This window comes from Streptomyces sp. NPDC101165 (assembly GCF_044768135.1).
GTDB lineage: Bacteria > Actinomycetota > Actinomycetes > Streptomycetales > Streptomycetaceae > Streptomyces.
In genome coordinates this window covers 1-21689 of record NZ_JBIWPG010000026.1, presented here as the reverse complement: position 1 = coordinate 21689, position 21689 = coordinate 1, and the positions used below count along the sequence as shown (strand labels likewise).

22 protein-coding genes and 3 pseudogenes are annotated in these 21689 nt (G+C 67.4%); 11 read left to right on the top strand and 14 right to left on the bottom strand.

Features of this window, described 5'->3' with window-relative positions:
- The first annotated feature begins 495 nt into the window (after positions 1 to 495).
- Positions 496 to 1329, top strand: a complete 834-nt coding sequence (locus tag ACIRVH_RS39535) for a PIG-L family deacetylase (protein WP_403964254.1) — start codon at positions 496 to 498, stop codon at positions 1327 to 1329.
- A gap of 358 nt (positions 1330 to 1687) precedes the next feature.
- On the opposite strand, the gene ACIRVH_RS39530 is transcribed toward ACIRVH_RS39535, so the two are convergent.
- The 3 genes from ACIRVH_RS39530 to ACIRVH_RS39520 form a co-directional block, all read right to left on the bottom strand.
- Positions 1688 to 2173, bottom strand: a complete 486-nt coding sequence (locus tag ACIRVH_RS39530; protein ID WP_403964252.1) for a hypothetical protein — start codon at positions 2171 to 2173, stop codon at positions 1688 to 1690.
- Between the two features lie 126 nt (positions 2174 to 2299).
- Positions 2300 to 2551, bottom strand: a complete 252-nt coding sequence (locus ACIRVH_RS39525; protein ID WP_403964250.1) for a hypothetical protein — start codon at positions 2549 to 2551, stop codon at positions 2300 to 2302.
- A gap of 123 nt (positions 2552 to 2674) precedes the next feature.
- On the bottom strand, positions 2675 to 3460 hold the full coding sequence (locus ACIRVH_RS39520) for a dienelactone hydrolase family protein (RefSeq protein ID WP_403964248.1): 786 nt from the start codon (positions 3458 to 3460) through the stop codon (positions 2675 to 2677).
- 128 nt (positions 3461 to 3588) lie between these two features.
- On the opposite strand from ACIRVH_RS39520, the gene ACIRVH_RS39515 reads away from it, so the two are divergent.
- Positions 3589 to 4596, top strand: a complete 1008-nt coding sequence (locus ACIRVH_RS39515; RefSeq protein WP_403964246.1) for a GlxA family transcriptional regulator — start codon at positions 3589 to 3591, stop codon at positions 4594 to 4596.
- A gap of 319 nt (positions 4597 to 4915) precedes the next feature.
- Here the strand turns inward: ACIRVH_RS39515 and ACIRVH_RS39510 are convergent, their stop codons facing one another.
- Positions 4916 to 5101 carry a hypothetical protein gene (locus tag ACIRVH_RS39510; protein ID WP_403964244.1) on the bottom strand — a complete coding sequence of 62 codons (186 nt, stop codon included), beginning with the start codon at positions 5099 to 5101 and terminating at the stop codon, positions 4916 to 4918.
- A gap of 258 nt (positions 5102 to 5359) precedes the next feature.
- Positions 5360 to 5509: pseudogene (locus ACIRVH_RS39505) on the bottom strand (VOC family protein); the annotation flags it as partial.
- A gap of 457 nt (positions 5510 to 5966) precedes the next feature.
- Between ACIRVH_RS39505 and ACIRVH_RS39500 the strand changes: the two are divergent.
- The 3 genes from ACIRVH_RS39500 to ACIRVH_RS39490 all read left to right on the top strand — a co-directional run bounded on the left by ACIRVH_RS39500 (position 5967) and on the right by ACIRVH_RS39490 (position 8439).
- Complete coding sequence (locus tag ACIRVH_RS39500) at positions 5967 to 6407, top strand: hypothetical protein (RefSeq protein ID WP_403964242.1); 441 nt, start codon at positions 5967 to 5969, stop codon at positions 6405 to 6407.
- Positions 6408 to 6792: 385 nt separating this feature from the next.
- Positions 6793 to 7539, top strand: a complete 747-nt coding sequence (locus tag ACIRVH_RS39495) for a hypothetical protein (protein ID WP_403964240.1) — start codon at positions 6793 to 6795, stop codon at positions 7537 to 7539.
- 522 nt (positions 7540 to 8061) lie between these two features.
- Positions 8062 to 8439, top strand: coding sequence for a VOC family protein (locus ACIRVH_RS39490; protein WP_403964238.1), 378 nt, complete (start codon positions 8062 to 8064; stop codon positions 8437 to 8439).
- 516 nt (positions 8440 to 8955) lie between these two features.
- On the opposite strand, the gene ACIRVH_RS39485 is transcribed toward ACIRVH_RS39490, so the two are convergent.
- Positions 8956 to 9672, bottom strand: coding sequence for a TetR/AcrR family transcriptional regulator (locus ACIRVH_RS39485; protein WP_403964237.1), 717 nt, complete (start codon positions 9670 to 9672; stop codon positions 8956 to 8958).
- Positions 9673 to 9768: 96 nt separating this feature from the next.
- Between ACIRVH_RS39485 and ACIRVH_RS39480 the strand changes: the two genes are divergently transcribed.
- On the top strand, positions 9769 to 10962 hold the full coding sequence (locus ACIRVH_RS39480) for an FAD-dependent monooxygenase (RefSeq protein ID WP_403964235.1): 1194 nt from the start codon (positions 9769 to 9771) through the stop codon (positions 10960 to 10962).
- 749 nt (positions 10963 to 11711) lie between these two features.
- On the opposite strand, the gene dnaN is transcribed toward ACIRVH_RS39480, so the two are convergent.
- Positions 11712 to 12851, bottom strand: coding sequence for a DNA polymerase III subunit beta (gene dnaN / locus ACIRVH_RS39475; RefSeq protein ID WP_403964233.1), 1140 nt, complete (start codon positions 12849 to 12851; stop codon positions 11712 to 11714).
- A 115-nt stretch (positions 12852 to 12966) separates the two neighbouring features.
- On the opposite strand from dnaN, the gene ACIRVH_RS39470 reads away from it, so the two are divergent.
- Together ACIRVH_RS39470 and ACIRVH_RS39465 are read left to right on the top strand one after the other, a co-directional pair.
- A complete protein-coding gene (locus ACIRVH_RS39470; RefSeq protein ID WP_403964231.1) occupies positions 12967 to 13125 on the top strand; it encodes a hypothetical protein in 159 nt (52 codons plus the stop codon).
- A 236-nt stretch (positions 13126 to 13361) separates the two neighbouring features.
- A pseudogene (locus tag ACIRVH_RS39465) lies at positions 13362 to 13704 on the top strand (IS110 family transposase); the annotation flags it as partial.
- 15 nt (positions 13705 to 13719) lie between these two features.
- Here ACIRVH_RS39465 and ACIRVH_RS39460 read toward each other — a convergent pair.
- The 5 genes and pseudogenes from ACIRVH_RS39460 to ACIRVH_RS39440 all read right to left on the bottom strand — a co-directional run bounded on the left by ACIRVH_RS39460 (position 13720) and on the right by ACIRVH_RS39440 (position 16803).
- Positions 13720 to 14046 carry an ankyrin repeat domain-containing protein gene (locus ACIRVH_RS39460; RefSeq protein WP_403964229.1) on the bottom strand — a complete coding sequence of 109 codons (327 nt, stop codon included), beginning with the start codon at positions 14044 to 14046 and terminating at the stop codon, positions 13720 to 13722.
- A gap of 281 nt (positions 14047 to 14327) precedes the next feature.
- Complete coding sequence (locus ACIRVH_RS39455) at positions 14328 to 14906, bottom strand: GNAT family N-acetyltransferase (protein ID WP_403964227.1); 579 nt, start codon at positions 14904 to 14906, stop codon at positions 14328 to 14330.
- 341 nt (positions 14907 to 15247) lie between these two features.
- On the bottom strand, positions 15248 to 15769 hold the full coding sequence (locus ACIRVH_RS39450; protein ID WP_403964225.1) for a hypothetical protein: 522 nt from the start codon (positions 15767 to 15769) through the stop codon (positions 15248 to 15250).
- 133 nt (positions 15770 to 15902) lie between these two features.
- Positions 15903 to 16025: pseudogene (locus ACIRVH_RS39445) on the bottom strand (IS5/IS1182 family transposase); the annotation flags it as partial.
- Positions 16026 to 16263: 238 nt separating this feature from the next.
- Positions 16264 to 16803 (bottom strand): GNAT family N-acetyltransferase, encoded by a 540-nt coding sequence (locus tag ACIRVH_RS39440; protein WP_403964223.1) that lies wholly within the window; start codon positions 16801 to 16803, stop codon positions 16264 to 16266.
- Between the two features lie 132 nt (positions 16804 to 16935).
- On the opposite strand from ACIRVH_RS39440, the gene ACIRVH_RS39435 reads away from it, so the two are divergent.
- Positions 16936 to 17142: a hypothetical protein gene (locus ACIRVH_RS39435; RefSeq protein ID WP_403964221.1), complete on the top strand. Its 207-nt coding sequence runs from the start codon at positions 16936 to 16938 to the stop codon at positions 17140 to 17142.
- 18 nt (positions 17143 to 17160) lie between these two features.
- On the opposite strand, the gene ACIRVH_RS39430 is transcribed toward ACIRVH_RS39435, so the two are convergent.
- Entirely contained in the window at positions 17161 to 17658 is a 498-nt protein-coding gene (locus tag ACIRVH_RS39430) for a DUF1877 family protein (RefSeq protein WP_403964220.1), read from the bottom strand.
- A gap of 289 nt (positions 17659 to 17947) precedes the next feature.
- On the opposite strand from ACIRVH_RS39430, the gene ACIRVH_RS39425 reads away from it, so the two are divergent.
- Positions 17948 to 19372: an FG-GAP-like repeat-containing protein gene (locus ACIRVH_RS39425; RefSeq protein ID WP_403964218.1), complete on the top strand. Its 1425-nt coding sequence runs from the start codon at positions 17948 to 17950 to the stop codon at positions 19370 to 19372.
- Between the two features lie 147 nt (positions 19373 to 19519).
- Here ACIRVH_RS39425 and ACIRVH_RS39420 read toward each other — a convergent pair whose 3' ends face one another.
- Complete coding sequence (locus tag ACIRVH_RS39420; protein WP_403964216.1) at positions 19520 to 20551, bottom strand: saccharopine dehydrogenase family protein; 1032 nt, start codon at positions 20549 to 20551, stop codon at positions 19520 to 19522.
- Between the two features lie 103 nt (positions 20552 to 20654).
- Here ACIRVH_RS39420 and ACIRVH_RS39415 point away from each other — a divergent pair, with 103 nt between their 5' ends.
- A complete protein-coding gene (locus ACIRVH_RS39415; RefSeq protein ID WP_403964214.1) occupies positions 20655 to 21599 on the top strand; it encodes a helix-turn-helix domain-containing protein in 945 nt (314 codons plus the stop codon).
- Positions 21600 to 21689 lie beyond the last annotated feature (90 nt).

The window sequence follows — 21689 nt, the reverse complement described above, 5'->3', positions numbered from 1 at the left end:
GTCTGTCATCGGAGCGTCAGCAGGAACACCCGAGCTCGCACGAGCGCCAGATCGTGCGAGCCCCCGGGGCAGGTGGTCATCCACGTACGGCCACCCATGATTACGGCATGCTGTCCGAACGGCGAACCCCGACATCACGGAGCCGACTGGAGATGGTCCACCGGCCGACTCCCAGCTCCGCGGCGATGTCCTGCAGCAGGCGCCGCCTGCCGCGCCCGGGCCGGTGCAGCGAGCCGGCGCTCTCGCGAAGGCCAAGGCCCACGGGTGTTCCGGCGTGCGGCGGGAACACCCGGGCTGGCCAACACTGTTGCACCGACCAAGAGACCGGCACCACGCGGGCGGGGGAACACAGAAACCAACATGCCGTCCCGACGTCATCCGGGGCCCTCGGGTCCGCGGTACGCCCGGTCATCCGACATCCGATATCGAGGGGCGGCCGCTCATACGTCCGCCGCAGACTCGGACCAATGCCTTTTCACACAGGAGGACTGTTTCATGAATGACCGGCCCTTGACGCTCATGGCTGTACACGCCCACCCCGATGATGAGGCCACTGGTACAGGAGGTGTCCTCGCGCGGTATGCGGCGGAGGGCATTCGCACGGTCCTCGTCACGTGTACCGACGGCGGCTGCGGTGACGGACCGGGGGGCGTCAAGCCGGGCGATCCCGGGCACGATCCCGCGGCCGTCGCCTTGATGCGGCGTCAAGAACTCGAGGCAAGCTGCGAAATCCTGAAGGTCAGTCATCTGGAAATGCTGGACTACGCCGACTCCGGGATGATGGGCTGGCCGACCAATGACGCGCCCGGCTCCTTCTGGCAGACACCCGTGGAGGAGGGCGCTGCCCGGCTCGCGGAACTCTTGCGACGCTACCAGCCCGATGTGGTCGTCACCTACGACGAGAACGGCTTCTATGGCCACCCCGACCACATCCAGGCCAACCGCATCACCATGGCGGCGCTGGCGATGACCTCATTCACACCGAAGGTGTACTGGACGACGGCGCCCCGCTCGATGATGCAGCGGTTCGGGGAGGTCATGCGCGAGTTCGGTGCGGACGTGCAGGAGCCGGATCCCGCTGAGGCCGCCGCGATGGCCGAGATCGGACTCCCCGACGAGGAGATCACCACCTGGGTGGACACCACCGCGTTCGGCGGCCAGAAGTTCGATGCACTGGCCGCACACGCCAGCCAGGGCGAGAACATCTTCTTTCTCAGGATGGGCCAGGAGAGGTTCACCGAGTTGATGGGGGTCGAGACCTTCGTACGTGTCCAGGACACCACCGGAGCGGCCGTGCCCGAGAACGACCTCTTCGCCGGACTGCGCTGATCCGCCCGCCCACCGGGGGCCAGAGAGCTCATGGATGGTCCGTGCGGCTCGGTGGCGTTGTCGCGCACCCGGAGGCTTGTTCACGTGGGTTCCGCTCCGGCAACCCTTGATCATCAGAGTGGCCCTGCTCGGTCCCGTGGCGGCCACGAGGACGCCAGTCCCCCACCGGGACAGGGCTGTTGAGCGCGAACGTTCGACACGCTGTCAGTGACGAGCCCGTACGCGCCACGGCAGAGGGCCTGGTCGTGGGAAGACCAGGCCCTCGGGGTCACGACGTCAGGATGCGTCAGCCACGGCGTTGCCACAGACCCTCTCCTGAGTGAGGAGTGCCGTTGTTGGTGTCCGACATGGTTGCCGCCTAGGCTCTGTCTCCTTGGTCATCCGGCAGCCGGAGCGCTTGTCCTTGGTCAATGGTGGTGCCGTCGGGTTTCCGCCCGAAGGCGGCTTCAAGTACGGCGGGGAGGTCTGCCTGGGGGACTGCGGCGCTCACCTCCGCCAGGACATCACGAAAGTCGTCATCGTCGATGACACCCAGGTGCTCCTGGCGCAGTTGGTAAATGACCTCGACAAGCTCGGGCCGCAGCCGCATCCAGGCGCGGGACGTGCGGATCTCCTGCTCGACCTGGTCCATGAACCAGCGCATGACCTCGTACGGCACGTCCAGGTGTCGCCCATGAGGGTTGAAGCACACCGTCGGCTCCCGTTCCGGGTCCTCATCGGGAACGATCGCGGTCACAAGATTTCGCTGCTCGGCAACGAGGTCCAGCTCCAAGTACCAGGCGTCATCGGGGACGGAGTACATCGTGGTGATCGCGTAATCGCCGTTGGGGTGCGGGAAGGGCATGGCCGCATGCTGTCACGCCCGTGCGGCGGCCAACTGCCCGCATACGCCAGGGTTCCTTGTCCCCTGTGTCGGTACGCATGGCCGGGCGGATCTGCTGAGCGACCGGCATCGATCTAGGGCTACGTGTCATCGAGGCGCCGGTTGAGTGTCCGTCTCGGTGCCGTCGTCGGCGGGGAGTGGATCGATGTGGGCCAGAGAGCGAATGCGTGGGATCGGTGACGGGAGTAGCCAGAGCAGCGACAGCGCTCCTCCGACGGCGGCCGTGATCAGGGTTGTCCGTAGCCCGAAGACGGTGGCGAGCATGCCTCCGACGAGGGCGCCGATGGGGCGGATGCCGTAGTTGACCGTGCTGTAGGCGCCGGCCACGCGACTGCGCATGCCGTCTGGCAAGGATGACTTGATCGACGTGGACCGGGTCGGTGGCCTGCTGTGCCTCGTACAGAATGCGGTCGGTCCATACTTGCCGGTCAGTAGCCCGACCTGGTCGAAGGCGGTCGCGCGTCACCCTCCGAGCCGCTCCGTGAGGAAGGCGATGATCTCATCACGGGCACGCACCGTCGGGTGGCCCTGCTCGTCCACGAGATGTGCCGTGACGACACTGTGGGCGCACCCGACGACGTCGCGGAAGAAGGGCGGAGGGTTCGTGTTCGCCACATCGGCCGGAAGCACGCGGCCGTCGAACGCTTCGCCCAGGAGTGCTTGGTAGGCCGCGAACCGCCGGCCCGTGCACCACCTGTCGTTGTCGAAGCGGTAGGCGAGTACCGTCAATCCGTCTCGTTCGATGCGTTCGGCCAGGGCAACAGCGTCTTCGTCTGCGATCTCCAGACCCCCGGGGTCGTCGAGCGGCAGCGAGGGATGATTGACGACCGGGGCGATGACGGCCGGTTCGAGTGCCATGGCCAGCGCGAAATTGCCGGTGAAGCACAGCCCGACCGTGCCGACGCCCGGACCACCGCACTCCGTATGCGCGATCCGCGCGAGGCCGCGCAGCCACGCCACGACGGGGCTGGTGCCGCCCCCGGCGAACGCACGGAACTCGGCGCTGACGCATGCGCGCCGGGCAACGGCGCCGCCTGCCTCGGTGGTTGGGTAGGCGCCGTCGACGCCGAAGAGAGAGGGCAGGTACACGCGGAAGCCGACATCGCGTACCCAGCGTGCCAACCGCGCGACGTCGGGGCTGATGCCCGGCATCTCGGGCATCAGGATGACGCCGGGTCCTGACCCGGCGACGTACACGGTCTTGCCGACGTCATCGACGGTGACGACTCTCCGGGAGAAGTCGTCCAAGGGGTCGTCGCGCCGCGTTCTCATCGTTGTCATGATCGAGAGTGTGGTGAGACACTCGCCCCACGGGAACCGGCGATATCGCCACATGGTGCGGCGATATCGCCAGCCTGTGGGGAGCCGGAGGAATCATGAAACCGCTGCGCCTGGGTGTGCTGGCGTATCCCGGCTGCTTCGCTTCGGAGGTGTTCGGGATCCCCGACCTGCTGGCAATGGCCGATCACGTCGCCGCGGCGCAAGGATCGGACCGACCGCCGTACGAGGTGTCCGTCGTCTCGCCCCGGCGACGGGTGGTGGCGTCCGGCGGCTCGGCCATCGAGGTCTCGGCGTTGCGGCCCGTCGATGTCTTGATCGTGCCGGGTTTCGAGCTCTCGCCCAGGCTCGACCTCGACGCGACGCTCGCGAACCTGAGGCCCGAAGTGGCGTCGATTCGGTCGCAGGCCGCCTCCGGAACCGTCGTCGTGTCGATCTGTGTCGGCGCCTTCCTCGTTGCCGAGGCCGGCCTGCTCGACGGACGCGAGGCGACGACGTCCTGGCTGTTCGCGGATCAGTTCGCTCGCCGATACGCCGACGTGACGGTGCGCCCCGAGCACCTGGTGCTCACCGACCGGGGTGTGACGACGACGGCCGCCTTCAGCGCCATGTACGACTTCGCACTCCAGTTGATCCGTGAGCACGACGGCCCCCGCGTCGCCCGCAGCACCGCACGCATCGCCCTCGTCGACGACGCACGCTCCACCCAGGCTCCCTACGTCGACCTGGAGCTGATGCCCGCCGTCGGCCGCGACTTCTCACTCGGTGTGAAGCGGTGGCTCGACCAGAATCTCGGGACTCGCTACGACCTGTCGGCCCTCGCCGAAGCGTTTCACGTGAGCACGCGAACCATGCTCCGCCGCTTCGGTCAGGAGGCCGGCCAGACCCCGCTGACGTACCTGCAATCCGCACGGGTCCGCCGGGCTCGTCATCTGCTGGAGACGACCGACAGGACCATCCTCCGCATCGCCGCCGACCTCGGGTACGCGGACACGAGCACCTTCAGCGCCATCTTCGCCCGGCACACGGGCCAGCGACCGCGGGACTACCGCGCCACGTTCCGCCAGCCTGTTCGCGAAGCGGGCCGCAACGCCGCAGGGCCCTGATCTCCCAGAGCCCGGACGTACCCAGTCGCAACACCGTCGTCGGCGAAACGGGCTGGGACCTGGACGGGGTCGCCGCCACCCGCCGCAACCACGGCCTGCAAGCCGCACTCGACCTGATCGGCCGCACCCCCTCCCCAGCCCAGATGGTGAACACCGAGAGCCTGTAGACGGTGGCACGTGGCGCTCCCAGCTCACTGCCACGACCGCATCCGGAACCAGAGCACCACCCGGATCGCCGATCTCGGAATCCCGGAGATCAGGAAGCGAGAGGAGACCTCTTGATCACCGAAACGAATCTGTCATTCAGCCTGGTTCGCGATCAGCCCGCCATGGCCTGGGAGCCTTCGCCGCCGAGCACGTCGAGGATGTGGGGCCACGCAGCCTTGCCCAGGAGCACGTCGGCTTCAGGTGTGCCCCCGTACTTGAAGTGCGGGGACGCCGATGCCGGGCTCTCGCCGGGAAGGCGTGGTCGGTGGCCGGCGTCGTCGCGAACGAACAGACGCACGCTCGCCCTGGCCGAGCGCCGACGCTGAGCCAGCTGCTCGGCAAAGGGAAGCGACGGCGGCTGTGAAGGTCTCCAAGGGAACCTCGCAGATTCCTGGGGACTGCCCAGGCCCGCCGAACCAGCGGATCGCCAAGGCTGTGAAGCCTTGCTGAGCGAGGATGCGCGCTCGCTCGCGTTCGATGCGCCCGCTGGACCCTGCCAAGACCACGACGCCTACGTCACTGCCGCCAGCGGGGGTGAAAAGAAGGCACCTGGTTGCACTGGGCCCTCCGCCAGCAGCACCTGAGCCTCCGGATCACCCGGTTTGCCCTCCGGACGCAGCGGACGGCCGGACACCCTGCTCCAGAACCGGGCCAGCTCGTAGGCATCCGCACGGTCAATCGCCGCGTTCTGCAATACCGAGACCACGCGCGCGAGCCTTCCTGATTTCCACTCCAGATGTCCGCTCTCATTCAGTGCTTCAGCGTCTCGCCAAAAATTCGATTAGGTAGTTCAGTAACTCGGCATCCGGGTGTGATGGGCGCCGCATCGCCGATGTAGGTCAGTCGGTGACGGGTGGCATGATCCGACGCCATGTGTGTGAGCCAGGAATGAAGGCAGAGCCGCCCGCTGGCGCGGACCTTCGGGACCTGTCTCCTGAAGGCCCGGCCTGGCGGCGGTTGTCTCTTTCGCCCCGACCAATGGCGACGTGGCGGGCGCGTTGATCTACGACTCCGGTCCAGGGCAGCCGTTCACACCTTCCGATCTTCAGGGTGCTAGCCTGCGCTGTGAGTTCGTCACGGTAGCCGATTGTTGGCTGCGGTGGATGCCGCCGAGGAACAGCTGTGGGCGGCACCGGATGGTGTGGGTGGTCGGGGGGACAGGCATGGTGAATTTGCTCGATGTCGTCGAGGAGTTCGACGGTGTACGACACCTCGGGGATTGGACCATCGATGGGCGAGCGCTGGGCGCCTGGATGTCACGGTGGACGCCTTCCGGGCCAAGGGTGAGCGCGAACGGTTCGGTGCGCACGCAGAACTCGGATGATCTGCTCGCCTTGCTCGGGCGCTCGGGGAGTCAGCTCCCTTCGGGACGTGTCCCGCTGTACGCGTGCTCGCAATGTGCTGACCTGGGGTGTGGCACCGTCGCAGTCCGTGTCGGGCGGGAGGTCGCCCCTTCCGGCGACCGCGTGGTGACGTGGAGCGACTTCGCTTGGGAGAGCGACGACTCGTCGGATCTCCAAGCGGACGACGAGTTCGCCGATGTCCCTGTCCTGCGGTTCGACGCGACTCGGTACGAGGCCCTCGTCAATCAATTGACGCGCTGAGGACCCTGCCCTCCAACGGGCGGCTGACACGGTCGACGCAGTCGTTCGACCGGACTGCCGCACGAGCTGAAGTTTTGCATGAGACACCCGTGCGATCAGCTCTGATCCATCGATTGTTCAGTTGGCAGCTCAGAGCAGGTACCTACTGAACAACTGGATGAGACGCGACACTAAACGCCACCGATCTTCGGGGAGTTATCCGGTACGCGGCGGGCCCTTTGCCGGCGTCCGCAGGTCACTACGCTCCGGGCTGACGCCAAACGGGCCTTGGAAGCCATTGCGCCATCGATCATGGTGAACAGTGGTACGAGTAGGGGGAGCCGGTTGGGCTTCCGCCATGACTGGCATGAAGCGACACCCTCTGGAGCCTGCTTGGATGTCGGGCATGGACGAGAGTTCCCCGGCTCCCCGTGCAGACGACGCCGATTCCTGCCGCCTGACCACCTTGCTGAACCGTGCCGCCACCGGTCGGGACAGTCAGGTCTGGAGCGATCTCTGGACGGAGCTCTATCACAATGGTTCCCTCGAAGCGTCTCATCCACTGGTGCTGCCTGCGCTGATGAGCATGGCTGAGGGCGACGACGCCGACACGGCGGCTGCGGCCCTCCATCTGGCTGGTGCCCTCCTTGTTCAGGCCGATCAGCGATACGAGACCCGGAAACTACGAGACCAGCAGGCGCCCGCAGTTGCACGCCTGCTGGCCGCCGCGAATCGGTGGCGGCAGGCCACTGCTGCCCGGAACGACTACTGCCACCTGCTTGAGACGGTTCTGAACCTGGAAGGTGATGTTCACTGGGCCGAGGACCTGATCTGGGGCATCGTCAGTGAGGAGTACGAGCTTGAGTGCCCCGATCCAGACGGGTGCGCGGCGCTATGGGTGATCATTGGTGAGCGGGGCTTCTTCAGTACGTCGGAGGACTACGCCCTCTCCGACGATGTCGAAACCCTCCCCCTCCATCCGGCCACCCCTGGAACCCTCTACGGCCTTGGCCGCCGCCTCTACGAACTAGCCCTGGCAGACGGCCACGGGGATGTGGCACACGCCCTGACCTATGCCTTCGGCGAGGCAACCTGCCCACAGTGCGAAAGGCGCCTCTCAGTCGTCGAACAGGTCGTTGCTCGTTCGAGCTGAGAAGCTGTTCTCTTGCTCCCGAGTAGCTCGCGGTTGTCGAAGCCGGAGGACAAAGGAAGAGCCACTCTGTCGCAGTCGTACGCGGTCGTAGCGGTGCAGTCCAGGCCGTTAACCCCCGGGTGTGACTGGCGGGCAGCCGGAGAGTTACAGCCACCGGCAGAAAGCCGATGCTTTGCGCTACCTGGTCGACAACGGGTTCAAGTGACGGGTCACGCCTGCGGACTTCCCGCCCTGGGACCGGGTCTGCCCTTCCTCCGGCGCTGGCCTGACAACGAATTGATCAGGGAGTTCAACGACCGGCTGCGCGAGCGGGTCCGGGAGACAGAGGGCAGGCGACCACAGTCGACGGCGGGAATCATCGATTCGCAGTCGGTGAAGGCGGACGCTGTTGTCGGTGCTGGTTCACGCGGGTGCGATGGCCTGCACACCTGCTTCGGCACGCTACAGCTCAACTAGGGCCTGTCTCGGCGATCTCCATTATGAGTGGTCGAGCCGTCGGGTAGCCTCCTAGGATCTACCCCCGTGATTGCTGATCTGCAGTGCGTGGTACTGGACTGCTCCGACCCCGGTGAACTCGCCGAGTTCTACCAGTCGCTCCTTGGCGGCACTGTCAACCAGCCGGATCGGCGATGGGCGCTCAGCGAGGACTGGGCCACGTTGCACACGGCGTCCGGCCTCGTCCTGGCCTTCCAGCGGGTAGCGGAGTACCAGCCGCCGCTGTGGCCGGACCCGAGCCGGCCGCAGCAGTTCCACCTGGATTTCGGTGTCGCCGACCTGGACCACGCTCAAGAACAGGTGTTGGCCCAGGGCGCCAGAGTGCTGGACGACGGTGCGGACGGACGGAGTTGGCGGATATACAGCGACCCCGCAGGTCATCCGTTCTGCCTGGTCCGTCACTGAACGGTTCCTGTGCGTGGCCTCGGTGTTCCGACGCCAGTCGCCAGCATAAGGAGGTGACACCTTGCGCGGCCTCAGGCGAATGACCGCAACCACCGCAGCCACCCTGACTCTGGCCGCCGCAGGCCTCATCGGGACAGTTGCCGGAGCCCACGCAGCCACTACCGACTACGCGTGCCGCAACCCGGACGTGTATGCCGACGGCCTCTACGTGCACACCTGCATCAACTGGTACACGGGCCAGACCAACCCCCACCAGGTGGCGGCTGGAAGAAATGCAGCACGGTTTGGGGGCCGTCCGGGTTCGTTCAGGGCCCGCCGGTGAATCAGCCCTGCGACGGTACGAAGTACTACGCCGAGTCGTGGTTCACCTCGCCGACCTACTACTACGGCGGTATGGGTCCTGGCGTTGAGCGTTGAGAAGTTGACGTGATGTGACGCCCTCGCGCAGCGATCCGTTCCGCGATCTCGGACTCCACCCAGCAGAGAAGGGACAGAGCACGGTCATCCGAGCCGCGGTCAACGTGCGCGCTGGTCGATGAGCGCGGCCAAGCCGTCCAGAATGCGCTGCAGGCCGAACTCCCATGCCTGATCCTGCCCGTCGGAATGGGCTGCTGACGTGAGGGCCTCAGCGAGCGCGGGAAATTGCTCGCCGTGCGCCTGCATCAGATCGGCAAGTGTGGCGCCCAGTTGGGCCTCGGGGTTGCCTGCCGGTCCCGCTGCACGGATCTGTTGGGTGATGCCGCGTACGTGACTCACCAGCAGAACAGCCGCGTCCATCCGCTCGGCACCGCTCAGCCCCGTACCGTCCAGGGCCGAGATGGCGTGCTCCAGCCAGGACAGCTCTCCAGGTCCCGGGATCCGCGGCCCGACGGTGGCGTCCAGCGCCCAGGGGTGCTGGCCAAATACGGTGATCAGCCGACTGGCCCATTCCTCCAATTGCTCTCGCCAGCCACCGCGCCGCGCCTCTGCTCCCGGGTACGGGCCGATCGCGGCGTCCACCATCAGAGCGACCAGTTCTGCCTTGCCCGGCACGTACCGGTACAGCGCCATCTTGGTCACGCCGAGTTGCATGGCGACGCGCTGCATGGACACCTCGGCCAACCCCTCCGAGTCGGCGATCTCGGTCCCGGCCTGCGCGATGCGGTCGAGGTCGAGTTTCGGTCGGGGACCCCGTGCGGGCTTGGGATGCGGACCCCACAGCAGCCGCACCACCTCGGCGTGCTCGCCACCCATGTCTGCCGCCTCTCCTGCCCCGGCCTACCAACTGTGTCTAGGGTACACAGTAATCATAAGTGTCCGCGGGACACAGTTTCTGGAGCGGAGGAACCTGTGAACAGGAAAGTGCTCATCTCCGGTGCGAGTACCGCCGGCCCAGCGCTGGCTTACTGGCTGGGTCGCCATGGCTTCAGACCCACCGTCGTCGAACTCGCCCCGCACCTGCGCCAGGGCGGCCAGGCCGTCGACTTCCGTGGTGAAGCACATCTGACCGTGCTGGAGCGCATGGGCCTGATCCCCGAACTACGACGTATCCAGACCGGCGGCACCCCAATGCGATTCGTCGACGAACTCGGCCGCACTCTGCTGCATCTGCCGGCCGAGTTCGCCGGCGGCGAGATAGAGGTACTCCGCGGAGACCTGGCCCGAGTGCTGTACGAACACAGCCTCCCCTACACCGAGTACATCTTCGGCGACTCGATCACCAGCCTCGCCGAGACGTCCTCCTGCGTGCGGGTCGACTTCCAACGCGGAGCCTCGCGCGACTTCGACCTGGTCATCGGGGCGGACGGTTTGCATTCCAACGTCCGTCGTCTCGCCTTCGGCCCAGAGAAGGATTATGTGAGCCACCTCGGCTATTACGCCGCCACCTGGCAGTTGGCCAACGACCTGGGCCTGGGAAAGGGTTCGATCGGCTACAACGTCCCGGGTCGGTTCGCCTCCGCCGCCACCGACCACCGGGACCCGGCCCAGGCAAGGGCGTTCTTCGTATTCGCCTCGCCTGAGCTGTCGTACGACCGCCACGACCCTGAACAGCAGAAGCGTCTGCTCGGCAACGCGTTCTCCGGCCTCGGCTGGGAGGTGCCCCACCTTCTCGGCACGCTGAACCAGGCTCCGGACCCGTATTTCGACTCGATAAGCCGGGCCGACGTGGATACTTGGTCCACAGGGCGAGTGTGCCTCGTCGGGGACGCCGCCTGTGGAGCCACGATCGGCGGCATGGGCACGGGAACTGCAGTGGTCGCCGCCTATGTGCTGGCCGGTGAACTCGCGCGAGCCCAGGGCGACCACCGAGTGGCCTTCACCCGGTACGAGAGCAGGCTCCGCAAGTACGCGAAGGGCTGTCAGGCAGGCGGTGACCGCACCGGAAAGTTTTTCGCGCCCGGCACCGCCGCCGGCATACGGTTCCGCAACGCCCTGCTCTCCCGCCCCTTGTTCCTGAACGGGATGCTGAGGCTCGGGGAGAAAGTCAGCAGCACGGTGGCCCTGCCCGACTATCCAACCGATCCCAGCCGCGTCAGCCGGTGACTCGGCACCCCATCAGTTCGCGGTCGGCTGCCCGAGCGGCGATGAGGTCTTGGTCCAGCTCTTCGATCCGGTCAGTCAGGTCCACTACCTGCTGCTCCAAGGTCCCGTCAGCCTCCGCTTGGTCCGCCCCCGAGCACTCCCCCAGGGCCGCCCGCGCGGACGACCCGCTCACGTACTGCCACGCACTGCGCGGCCTGAGCATCCAGGCCCTCCACCTCGGCCACCACCACAACGCCCTCGCCTTCGCCGAGACCGCCCACGACGCCGGACGCGCCCAGGCCCAGCCCCGCACCCGCGCCTTCTTCCTCGGCCAGATCGCCGCTGCGGCTGCCGGAGAGCCGACCGACACCTCGCTCTCAGCCAGGTCACCGAGACCGAACGGCAGCTGGCACGCTCCCTGTCCGGGCCCGTCGAGTTCGGCACCCACCACCGCGCCGCCCTCGGACTCCAACGCGGCCAGATCCTCGCGTCCACGGCGACCTCCTAGCCGGCGGCCGGGGTTACACCGCGAGCCTGCGCAACCGCCACGAGGGAAAACGCCGCTCTCGCGCCATGACCCTCGCCCCCTCTCGCCGAGATCCAGCTCCGCCTAGGACGCATCGATCAGGCCTGCGCCACCTGGGGGACCTTTCCGCAACCACCCCGGCAGCACAGGCAACAATCCACCGAGTCCGCAACTACCGCAGGACAAGCTGAACCCTCCCCAGAGCCCTAGATGATCTATGGCAAGGGGTTGCTCTTGATGTTCGTCAGCTCAGTTGCCGTAGTGACATGAGTAGATGGCGGTGGTCCTCGTACGTCGCGTCGTCCTCGTCCGGTACGCCACTGAGCAGTGCCCGCTGGCCAGGAGCCAGAATTTCAAAGCGCACGCGCGAGGCGTTGAAGGAGTTGAGGGCTTCCAGCAAGTACGTGTGATTGAAAGCAACTGCCAGATCATCGGAGCCGGCCAACGCGGCCGCGAGCTCCTGCGAAGCAATGTCGTCTTCGTACCCCGCTTGCAGGAGGACGGTTCCCTGGGCGGAAAAATCGAGCCGGATCGGGCTGTTCGGCGCCGCGACGACCGCGACACGGCGGACCGCGTCGGCGAGCGCCTCCCGCTCCGTGACCGCGACTGCCGGGCTGTCCAGCGTGAACAACTTGTCGTAGCGCGGCAGCCGCCCTTCCAGCAACCGCAGTGTCGTACGCATCCCGGTGCCCTCGAAGGCGATCAAGCCACCACCCGAGCCGCCTGAACCGGTCAGCCCGATGGTGATCAGTCCCGACTTCGCCAGCGAACGGGAGATCTCGGTCAGTCGGCGGCCTGGAACCACCACCTGCACCGCTTCAGAACCTGCCAACTCCGGCTTCCACGGCACCGTGCGCACGGCATACCGGTACCGGTCCGTAGCGGCCACTGTCATCGACTCGCCATCCAGCAGGAGCTGGATCCCCGTAAGCACCGGGAGGGAGTCGTCACGGTCGGCAGCTATCACGACCTGCGCGACCGCCGCCGCGAACTCTGCCGCATCCACCTTTCCGTGAACGGGGGGAAGCTCGGGAAGGGCCGGATACTCCTGTGTGGGCAAGGTCGACAGCCCAAAGAGCGTACCGCCCCCTTCCAGCGTGAAACGCGCGCCTTCCAGCGCGCACACCACCATCGCGTCGGGCAACACCCGGCAGATATCCAGCAGTCTGCGCCCCAGCACGAGCACCCGACCGGCTGTCAGCGTGTCCGCCGGGACCTCGATGCTCGCGGACGCCTCGTAGTCGAAGCCCGAGATACGCAGCCGCCCTTCCGCCGCGTGCAGCATCAAGCCGCCCAGCACGGGCGCAGGCGAACGTGCGGGCAACGACCTGGCCGCCCAGGCCACGGCCTCAGCGAGAGCGCTTCGTTCGATCCGGAACTCCATCTGTACATCCCCCATCGCGTCGCACCATTGGTCCGCGCACGCTATAGGTCGCCACTGACAACGCTCGGCTCGTCCCGGTGTTCCCCGCAGAGTGCGAGGATCCCAAGATCCGGTGGTGACGACCGACTTGGACTCCCTCGCGACCGCGCTCTACGCGCAGACCGACGGCTTGCCAAAGGAGTCAATGCATCTCGCCCGGTGGCCGGAGCCAGCCGCCGACAGCAGGGCGCCGACGGTCGTGACCGCCACCGTCCAGACCAGCACCCCGCGCTGAAAGCGTCCCGCGCCGGTGCTCCTCGCGCGTGCCCGCAGCGCGGACGCCAAATCGCCTACGGTCGGCCGGTAGGCCAGCTCCACCGGTCTCTCGGCGACCGCGTCCATTTCCCGGCCCTCGGCCATGTCCCTCCCGCTTTCGGTGATCAACCGGATCGTAGAAGCTTTGTCAGCTGCTCCGGCGACCAGGCGGTGGTCGGCACCGTACGTCATTGAGGTCACGTCATGTTCGGGCCGGTCACGCTGCTGCGCCCTAAGGCGCTGAGGATGGCCGAGCGGTTAGCTGATGAGATCTTCGCCGCGTGGGACGAGCAGACCGTGACAGTCCCAGGGACCGAGGCGGCCACTCTGATCACCCGAGCCTCGCCGCGTCGCTGACGGTCGTGCTTGACCAGCGTCAACTGCTGGCCGGGCGGATCGAGGAACTGCTGAAGGCGCAACCAGCCCCTTCCCGACCGCCGGCCATCTCGCCGCCTACGCCGGTGCCCTGTTCAATCTCGCCCGACGCCGAGCCGACGTCCTCTTCGTCATGCTCCGCGACGGGACGTTCCATGAGCCGCAGCCCGCCAAAGGGACCTGACCTGCGGAAACGGGACTACGAGGCATGACGTTCCCCGAGATGCACCACAACATCTGAACCAACACGCCAGTCGGCAAGACGCCGCGGGCTCACACCATGAAGGTTGCCCCTGTCCGGATCGGCACCGGCATTCACCAGCAACGACAACACCGCACCATCACCTCGATACGTGAACACCGCCTGCCACAAGGGCGTATTGCCCTGCGCATCCGGGGCATCCACCCACGCACCGGCCGCCAGTGGAGAGCCGGCAGCCACGGCATCCTGCTCATCAGCCGCGAAATGCAGCGGCGTCCATCCCTGGCGGCTCCCACGGCCCAAGCCCTGAACGTCATCCGTCATGCCGGCCATCATCACGATCGCTTCGCGAAGGACATAGGGGCACCCCCGCAATAGAGAGTCACGCAGCAGGGCTTCATCGACTTCGACGCGCAGCTCCTCCGCGCCCCCGGGTCTCTGGGCACGCTGCTCGTGCGGGCCTGGTCTGCCTGACCGGTCCTCCTGACGGCCCCGCTCGTCCGCTTCCCCCGTGGCGGATGGGCGGGGCTTTGCCGTGTGCCCCCCCCCCGAATGGTTGCGAGGAAGGGCGGCCAGGTCCTCGAAAGGGGGCCGAGCGACGGAACTCAGTGGGCGGGAACCGGCTCGGACGACGGCTGCCACTCCCGCCTGATCAGCCCGTAGACCCACGAGTCGGAGACCTCGCCGTTGACGACGCAGTCTTCCCGCAACATCCCTTCACGCACGAAGCCGAGCTTCTCCAGCACGCGGGCAGAAGCCACGTTGCGTGTATCGGTCTCAGCTTGGACGCGATTTAGGTCCAGCGTGTCGAATGCCCACCGCAGCAGAGCGCGCGCGGCCTCGGTCGCGTAGCCGTGGCCCCACGCTGCATCGTCGAAGCAGTAGCCGAGCGACGCGCTGCGGTAGTCCGGATTCCACCTGTTCAGGCTGCACCAGCCGATGAACGCCCCGCCGGAGACACGATCTACCGCCAGCCGCGCCCCGGTGCCCTCCTGTGCCATCTGCCGGCAAGCCGTGATGAACTTCTCGGCGCGCACGCGTTCGCTCCACGGTGGCGCGTCCCAGTAGCGCAGCACGTAGGCGCTGCTGTGCAGTGCGAAGAGGTCGTTCGCATCCGCGTCTTCGAAGGCACGCAGTCGAAGGCGAGCGGTGTGCAACGCGGGGGCGGGCAGCGACGCCCTCATTTTCCCTCCCCTGATCGATGGCCGATCAATCAGACATCCGATGCGGGTCACTCGCAACGGGTTTTCTCGGCGGGCGCCAGAACGACGTGTCCGCTCATCGGCGCGACAGAGCGCCCCAGAGGGCGGCACCTGAGGTGATGCCTGTTTGGCCTTTGCAGGACTGGCGGTCGCCCACAGGTGATACTCCAGCACCCCCATGCCTCCCGGGCAGCGGAGATGCAGCGATCCCACACGTATCCGTGACGACAGATACGACGTCACCTCACATACCGCCCTCTCGCGGCACCGTGACCGCAACAGCCATTCGCCTGTGACTCCGCCTCTGACCCGCCAGACGCCTCCTAGCGCGGCCCCCACCAGGCCGGAGAAATGCTCAACGCCCATACGTCGCCTGCTTGGTGAATCTCCGGGTCGTTGACATCGTGATTGCCGTCCCCATGCGGGTCGGGATCGGCGATGACGAAAATGCGCGCGCCGGACTCCGGCACGCGATAGCGGTGGATGTCCCCTGAAAGGTCATCGGGCTCGACCGTGCATCCCAGGGACAGGATCACGGACCGCAACTCCTCGAACCGGGCACGGGACGCGAACTCCCCGTACTCCCGTTCCAGGGTTGGCGGTACGCAAGGCCCGTGGACCAACCGGTGGACCTGCACGCTGACCCCGAAGCAGGACAGGGGCCCGTCGGCATCCGAGAAGGAGAGCTCCACCAGCCCGTAGTCCCGGCGCAGCAGCCCCTTGCCGGCATCGTCGAGATAGTCCGGCCCCACCGTGGCTTCCCATGCGGCGAGGCCGGATCCGATTCCGGCCCCGAGGACGTCGCAATGCGTGGCGAAGTGAGCGTAGAAGTCCAGATCGGACACCCGTTGATCTCCTCGACGAGCTTGGTCATATGTACTGACCAACCCTAACGAGAGCGGCATTGACCGCGCGGCGGGCGTGCGCCACACACGCATGGCGGAGGCGAGCCAGCCGTATGGACAGGCCCGGACCGCGAAGAGGAGCAGTGCACACCGAGTCCGCGGTTTGTCCGGGGGCGAGCACGAACGACAGGGGTAGCCCGGCAGCGTCGACTGCGGTACGGATCTTGCTGCTCAGCCCGCCTCTTGACCGGCCGAGCCGGCCGGCATGCGTCCTGGCCCTGCGGCGTCGGTGAGGTACGGCCCGCTCCTGACCCTGCGGCGCGTGTGCACGGGACGCAGGCGCACAGGCCGCCGCCGGATCACCCGCAGCACCGGCGGCTGTTGCGGGAGCGGAGCCCCCCTTTTCAGACGGCCGGCATGCGCGCGGGCAAGTCGCGCTTGCAGGCCACTCGCGCGTGGATGGGCGGGCACTCCCTGGTGGTTCCGTCGCAAACTCAACTGGACGGCGTGACCGGGGACCACATGCCGAGCCACTGCTCGGCGCCCCAGGCCTCGAACCGCTCTACCTCAGTGAACCCCAGCTTCGCCGCGAGACGCATCGAGCCGACGTTTGCGGTCTGGGTGGTGAGCACCACCGGCTCGCCGGGAAGCGCGTCGGCGAGCCACCCAAGTGCCGCCGCGCACGCCTCGGCGGCGTACCCGCGTCCCCACGCCCGCGGAAGGAAGAGGTAGCCAAGATCGGCCTTCCCCGTGGCAGCCGGGCGACGGTGCCCCGTTGCTCTCCTGAGCAGGATCTGGCCGATCATCGACCCGTCGAGATCAACGACGAAGCTCCCGGGCCACCGCTCGGGCACCCCGGACATCTCGCGCTCAAGCTCGTCACGCGGCCGGGGACCGCCGAGGTATGTGTGCACCTCTGGCGAGGCGAGCAGCTCGATGAACGCAGCACGGTCGCGGGTCTCGGGCGCCCGGAGCACGAGCCTCTCGGTCCTGATCGGCTCAGGCGGCCAAGCCACGGATCCCAGATCTTCCATCCGCGCACGCTAACAGGTGGTCAGACCAACCGAACGGGAAACGCTCAACTCCAGCCAGGGCGTGAATCAATAGTGGATCTTGAGTATGTGACGATCTCGATTCGTGGGGCGAGGAGATCTGACGGATGCGCAGTGGACGGTGCTGGCGCCGCTGTTGCCGAAGGGCAAGAAGCCGGGCCGGCCGGCGATACGGACCCGGAGGACTACAAGGCCCGGCACGCCGGCGAATGCGGCATCGACCGGCTGAAGCGGCACCGGGCCGTCGCCACGCGATACGACAGACTTGCTGTCCGCTACGAGGCGACGTTGCTGGTCGCCGCCATCAACGAACGGCTGTGACCGGCATGCGACCACGTCTCAAGCCCACACCGCCCTGACCACGGCATGGCCTGCTGTAGCCGCCCGCCCGTAGAACCCTTCGAGGAGCGTGTGATAGTCGAGGAATTCCTGCCTGACCTGCGCGTCGTCCCAGCCGGGCCAGACAAGCTTGGCACTGGCGGCATTCCACAGCTCGTCGAAAGAGACACTCGCGAGGAAGCCTGCGGCCTGTGACACCCCAGGCGGCTCCAGAATCCCCAGGGGTGGGTTGGAGGGGTCGGCATCGACGCTGTGTGCCACGGGGCGCCCGCCGTAAATCGGCAACGTCCAGAGCTCGTCGGCATCCGCATCGAGGACTTCGGCAGCGGCGTAGAGGTCATTGACGGAATCCCAGACCTTGTCGATCGACACGGCGACGCCCGCTGCGTACTCGGCGGGTTGATTCTCCCAAGCCTCCCCCATGAACGCCGCGAGCCAGGTGTGGTCGTCCCGGATCTCGGATTCCGCAACGGCACGCATGTGCATGTGGATGCTCACAGCGACGAGCCCTCGAGTTCGGCAGCCCGCCTCTCGGGCCGAACGGACAGAACCTACTCGACGGCACTGACAGCGAGATGCCCGGCTCTCCACGCCGGGATGCCCAGCGCTGGCAAGTGCCCCCATCGCATGGACGCACTTCCCAGCAGTAGCTGTGGGAGGAACGCCGCCCACAGCGATAGCAGTGGCGGCGGCGTGCGTTCACCTTGTGCTTTGTCGTGTACAACCCTCTGTTCATCACGCGTGTCGTATCTCGCTGAAGCCTCGGTTCGCTGACAGGAGCATGACCTTGCGCATACGTACCCTCGCCGTTGTGGCGACTGCTGCCCTTGCCGTTGCAGGACTGAGTGCTCCCGGTGCCGGTGCGGCGCCCTCCGGGCTGTGGGACGACTTCAACGGTGACGGATATCGCGATCTGGCCATCGGCACGCCCAAGGCGAGCGGTGGCACGGTCACCGTCCTCTTCGGCTCGTCTTCCGGCGTCAGCCCCGCCCGGTCGGTGAACATCACCCAGAACACCCCGGGCGTCCCCGGGACCTCGGAGTCCGCGGACCAGTTCGGCAAGAACGTCACCAGCGGCGACGTCGACGGCGACGGCTACGCCGACCTGATCGTCGGCGCACCCTACGAGCAGATCACGGGCAAGCCGAGCGGCTCGGTGACCATCGTCTGGGGCGGAGCGAACCCGTTCACGTCCGGCGGCACCTTGCTCACCGCCCCGAACGCCGAGGCCTTCGGGTTCGGGACGGGCACCGCCTTCGCCGACCTCGACGGCGACGGCACCGACAACCTGGTCGTCGTCGGTGCCAACACCTTTTGGTGGTACGCCGACGGGAAGCCCACCCAGGACGGCGCACTGGCGCCGGAGGTGCGGTTCCTGCCCGAGAGCGTACGCCTCGACGGTGTCGTCGCCGGCCACTTCTCCAGCACAGACGGCAGCGACTTCGTCCTGCACGGACGGCGCATGGACAGCACCGGCACCATCACCGGCAATTACGTGGGTCTGCTCCGCGGCGGTCCCGGCGACATCGGCTCCTCCTATGCGGTGCTGGCCGAGGGCAGTGCCGCGGGCGGCGCCGCCTGGGATCGGGCCGTCGCGGCGGGCGACATCAACGGCGACGGATACGACGACCTGGTCACCGGCAACACAGCTGTCGCCAACGGCGGTTCGTTCACCGTGCGGTACGGCAAGACGGCCGGACTGCCCGTCACGGGTAAGACGTACACCCAGGCCAGCCCCGGTGTGCCGGGAACCGACGAGAGCTACGACAACTTCGGCGCCGCCGTCGCGGTGGGCGACGCGACCGGCGACGGCTACGCGGACATCGCGGTCGGCGCCTCGTACGAGGAGGTGGACGGCCGCCGAAGCGTCGGCAACGTTGTTTTGCTCAAGGGCAGTTCGGCCGGACTGACCACAAGCGGGGCCCAGTCCTTCCACCAGGCCACGCCGGGCGTACCGGGCGCCGCCGAGGCCGGCGACCACTTCGGCTCCTCGCTGCGGCTGCGCGACATCGACGGCAACGGCAGGGCGGACCTGGCGATCGGCGCGCTCGGCGAGGACGTGGTGTCCGGGGGGTACGACGACGGGGCGGCGTGGGTGCTGCGCGGCGCGACCTCGGGCCTGACGACGTCGTACGCAAACGCCTTCAACGCGACGGACTTCCGCTATCCGGTGGTCAAGGGCCGCAAGTTCGCGGATGTCTTCGCCCGCTGACCACCCCCGGTCACACCAACTGCCTTGAGCACCAAGAGGAGACGCGACAACGATGCGTAACAAGATCCTCTCCGCGGCGGTGATCCGAATCCGGGGGATCGGCCCGGTCATCGGTACGTAAGGCGCACCGTGCGGGCGGGCCGCTCGTTACGGGCGCAGTTCCACGATGATGTGCGGGGACAGTGCGCTCAGGAAGTCGGGCGCGTCGAAGATCTCTCCGGCGGAGGCCACGCCGACCGCCTTGGTCCGGCCGGTGAGGATGCGGGCGACCGCTTCCACCGCGAGCGGTGCGGTGACGGCGTAGATGTCCTGGCCCCGGGCTACGGCGCGCCGTTCCGAGTCGCCGGAGCGCACGACGACGTCGACGAGGAAGGTCTGTGCGGAACGCCCGTGTTCGTCGACCGCGGTGGGGGTCGGCGCGTCCGGGGCCACGACACCGCCGGCTGCTTCGGTCGTCATGTAGGTGCGCACCTCGGGGATGGACAGGTGGCTGGGGATGGTGACGACGTCGGCCATCGTGAACTCGCCGATGACAGCCCGGGGGCCCATCGGGTCGGGGAAGGACCACTTCAGGGTGGGCAGTTCGTCGTTGTGGTACTCCAACTGCCCGTTCGTGAAGCGGACGCGGCGGCCACCACGCCGCTCGACGGAGACCTTGCCCGCGGCGCGCGTCCCCTCCGTGGGCTCCCAGCTGTTCAGGCCGTACGCGATGTGCGCCTCGTCGGCCTCGGTCCAGTCGCCCATCGCGGCAGTGGCCAGCAGGTCGCCGAGGCCTCCGTAGAAGGCCATCGCGGGAACGATCACCGTGCCCGTGTCGTGGGCGCGGTCCGCAAAGTGCGCGAAGGTGTCGGCATTGGCCTCGATCTCGGCCGCCACATCGACGTACGGGATTCCGGCGCGCAGAGCTGCTTCGACCACGGGGGCCGCCGTCGTGGCGAAGGGCCCCGCACAGTTGATGACGGCTGCCACGCCGTCCAGCGCGCGGTCGAGCGAGACCGAGTCGTCGACCGACGCAGCACGGACGCCGAGTCCGGGGTACTCGTCCGCCAACGCCTTCAATTTGTGGACATCGCGCCCGGCCAGGACCGGGACGAAGCCGCGCTCCTGGAGGTGTGTCACGACGAACCGGCCCGTGTGCCCGTATGCGCCATACACCGTCACCGTCTGCCCCGCTGCCATGACTTCTCCCCTGTGCTCCGAACTGATCAACTGCGACCATCCTGTCGCGATTGAACTGTCAATCATGAGTGTCCGGAACGACATGTGCCGTACAGTTTCGGACATGAGCGCTGTCGCGTTGGCTGTCACCGACGGAATGCTGCACTTCGAACTGTCCGTGGCCCACGAGGTCTTCGGCTCCGCACCGGCCGCGGTCACCGTCCCCTGGTACGACCTCACGGTCTGCGGGCCGGACATCGTGCCCCTCGGCCGGTTCCATCTGGAGCCCGACCACGGCCTCGACCACCTCCAGAGCGCCGACACCGTGATCGTCCCCGGCTGGGCCGACGTCGACGTGAACCCGCCCGCCGAACTGGTCGACGCGGTGCGCGCGGCCCACGACGCGGGCGCCCGTGTGGCCTCCCTGTGCACCGGCGCGTTCGTCCTGGCCGAAGCCGGCCTGCTGGACGGGAAGCGCGCCACCACCCACTGGGCGCACACCGACGTCCTGGCCGCCCGCTACCCCGAGGCGGAGGTTGACCCGGACGTGCTGTACGTGGACAACGGGAGCGTGCTCACCTCCGCCGGCAAGGCCGCCGCGTTGGACCTGTGCCTGCACCTGGTCCGCCTCGACCACGGCTCGTCGATCGCCAACGCCGTCGCCCGCCGCCTGGTCGTCCCACCGCACCGGTCCGGCGGCCAGGCCCAGTTCGTCACCGCCCCCGTGCCCGCCCAGGACGACCACCCGCTCACCGCCCTGTTCCCCTGGATCATCGAGCGGCTCGACCAACCCCTGACCGTGGAGGACCTGGCCCGCCAGGCCCGGATGAGCTCACGCCACCTGGGCCGCCACTTCCGCGCGGCAACCGGCACCACTCCCCTGCAATGGCTGCTGGGCCAGCGGATCCGTCACGCACAGGAACTGCTGGAGAAAACTGACGACAGCATCGACACCATCGCAGCGGCCACCGGCATGGGTACCGCCACGACACTGCGCCGTCACTTCAACCGCACCCTCGGCGTCCCCCCGGACACCTACCGCCGCACCTTCCGCTCACGGACCCACTAGGGCCTGTGTGCGGTCGTGATCAATCTCGGGTTCTGGTCCCGTGCGGGGGCCGGACCTGGTAGGACGCTGGGTGTGACACGTAGGCAACTC

Coding starts and splice junctions, on each gene's coding strand:
- ACIRVH_RS39420 (WP_403964216.1), bottom strand. CDS start 20,551: ATGGCAGCGGGGCAGACGGTGACGGTGTATGGCGCATACGGGCACACG.
- ACIRVH_RS39530 (WP_403964252.1), bottom strand. CDS start 2,173: ATGCCCTTCCCGCACCCCAACGGCGATTACGCGATCACCACGATGTAC.
- ACIRVH_RS39495 (WP_403964240.1), top strand. CDS start 6,793: ATGGACGAGAGTTCCCCGGCTCCCCGTGCAGACGACGCCGATTCCTGC.
- ACIRVH_RS39500 (WP_403964242.1), top strand. CDS start 5,967: ATGGTGAATTTGCTCGATGTCGTCGAGGAGTTCGACGGTGTACGACAC.
- ACIRVH_RS39525 (WP_403964250.1), bottom strand. CDS start 2,551: ATGCGCAGTCGCGTGGCCGGCGCCTACAGCACGGTCAACTACGGCATC.
- ACIRVH_RS39455 (WP_403964227.1), bottom strand. CDS start 14,906: ATGAGGGCGTCGCTGCCCGCCCCCGCGTTGCACACCGCTCGCCTTCGA.
- ACIRVH_RS39515 (WP_403964246.1), top strand. CDS start 3,589: ATGAAACCGCTGCGCCTGGGTGTGCTGGCGTATCCCGGCTGCTTCGCT.
- ACIRVH_RS39485 (WP_403964237.1), bottom strand. CDS start 9,672: ATGGGTGGCGAGCACGCCGAGGTGGTGCGGCTGCTGTGGGGTCCGCAT.
- ACIRVH_RS39415 (WP_403964214.1), top strand. CDS start 20,655: ATGAGCGCTGTCGCGTTGGCTGTCACCGACGGAATGCTGCACTTCGAA.
- ACIRVH_RS39535 (WP_403964254.1), top strand. CDS start 496: ATGAATGACCGGCCCTTGACGCTCATGGCTGTACACGCCCACCCCGAT.
- ACIRVH_RS39440 (WP_403964223.1), bottom strand. CDS start 16,803: ATGGAAGATCTGGGATCCGTGGCTTGGCCGCCTGAGCCGATCAGGACC.
- ACIRVH_RS39460 (WP_403964229.1), bottom strand. CDS start 14,046: ATGACGGATGACGTTCAGGGCTTGGGCCGTGGGAGCCGCCAGGGATGG.
- dnaN (WP_403964233.1), bottom strand. CDS start 12,851: ATGGAGTTCCGGATCGAACGAAGCGCTCTCGCTGAGGCCGTGGCCTGG.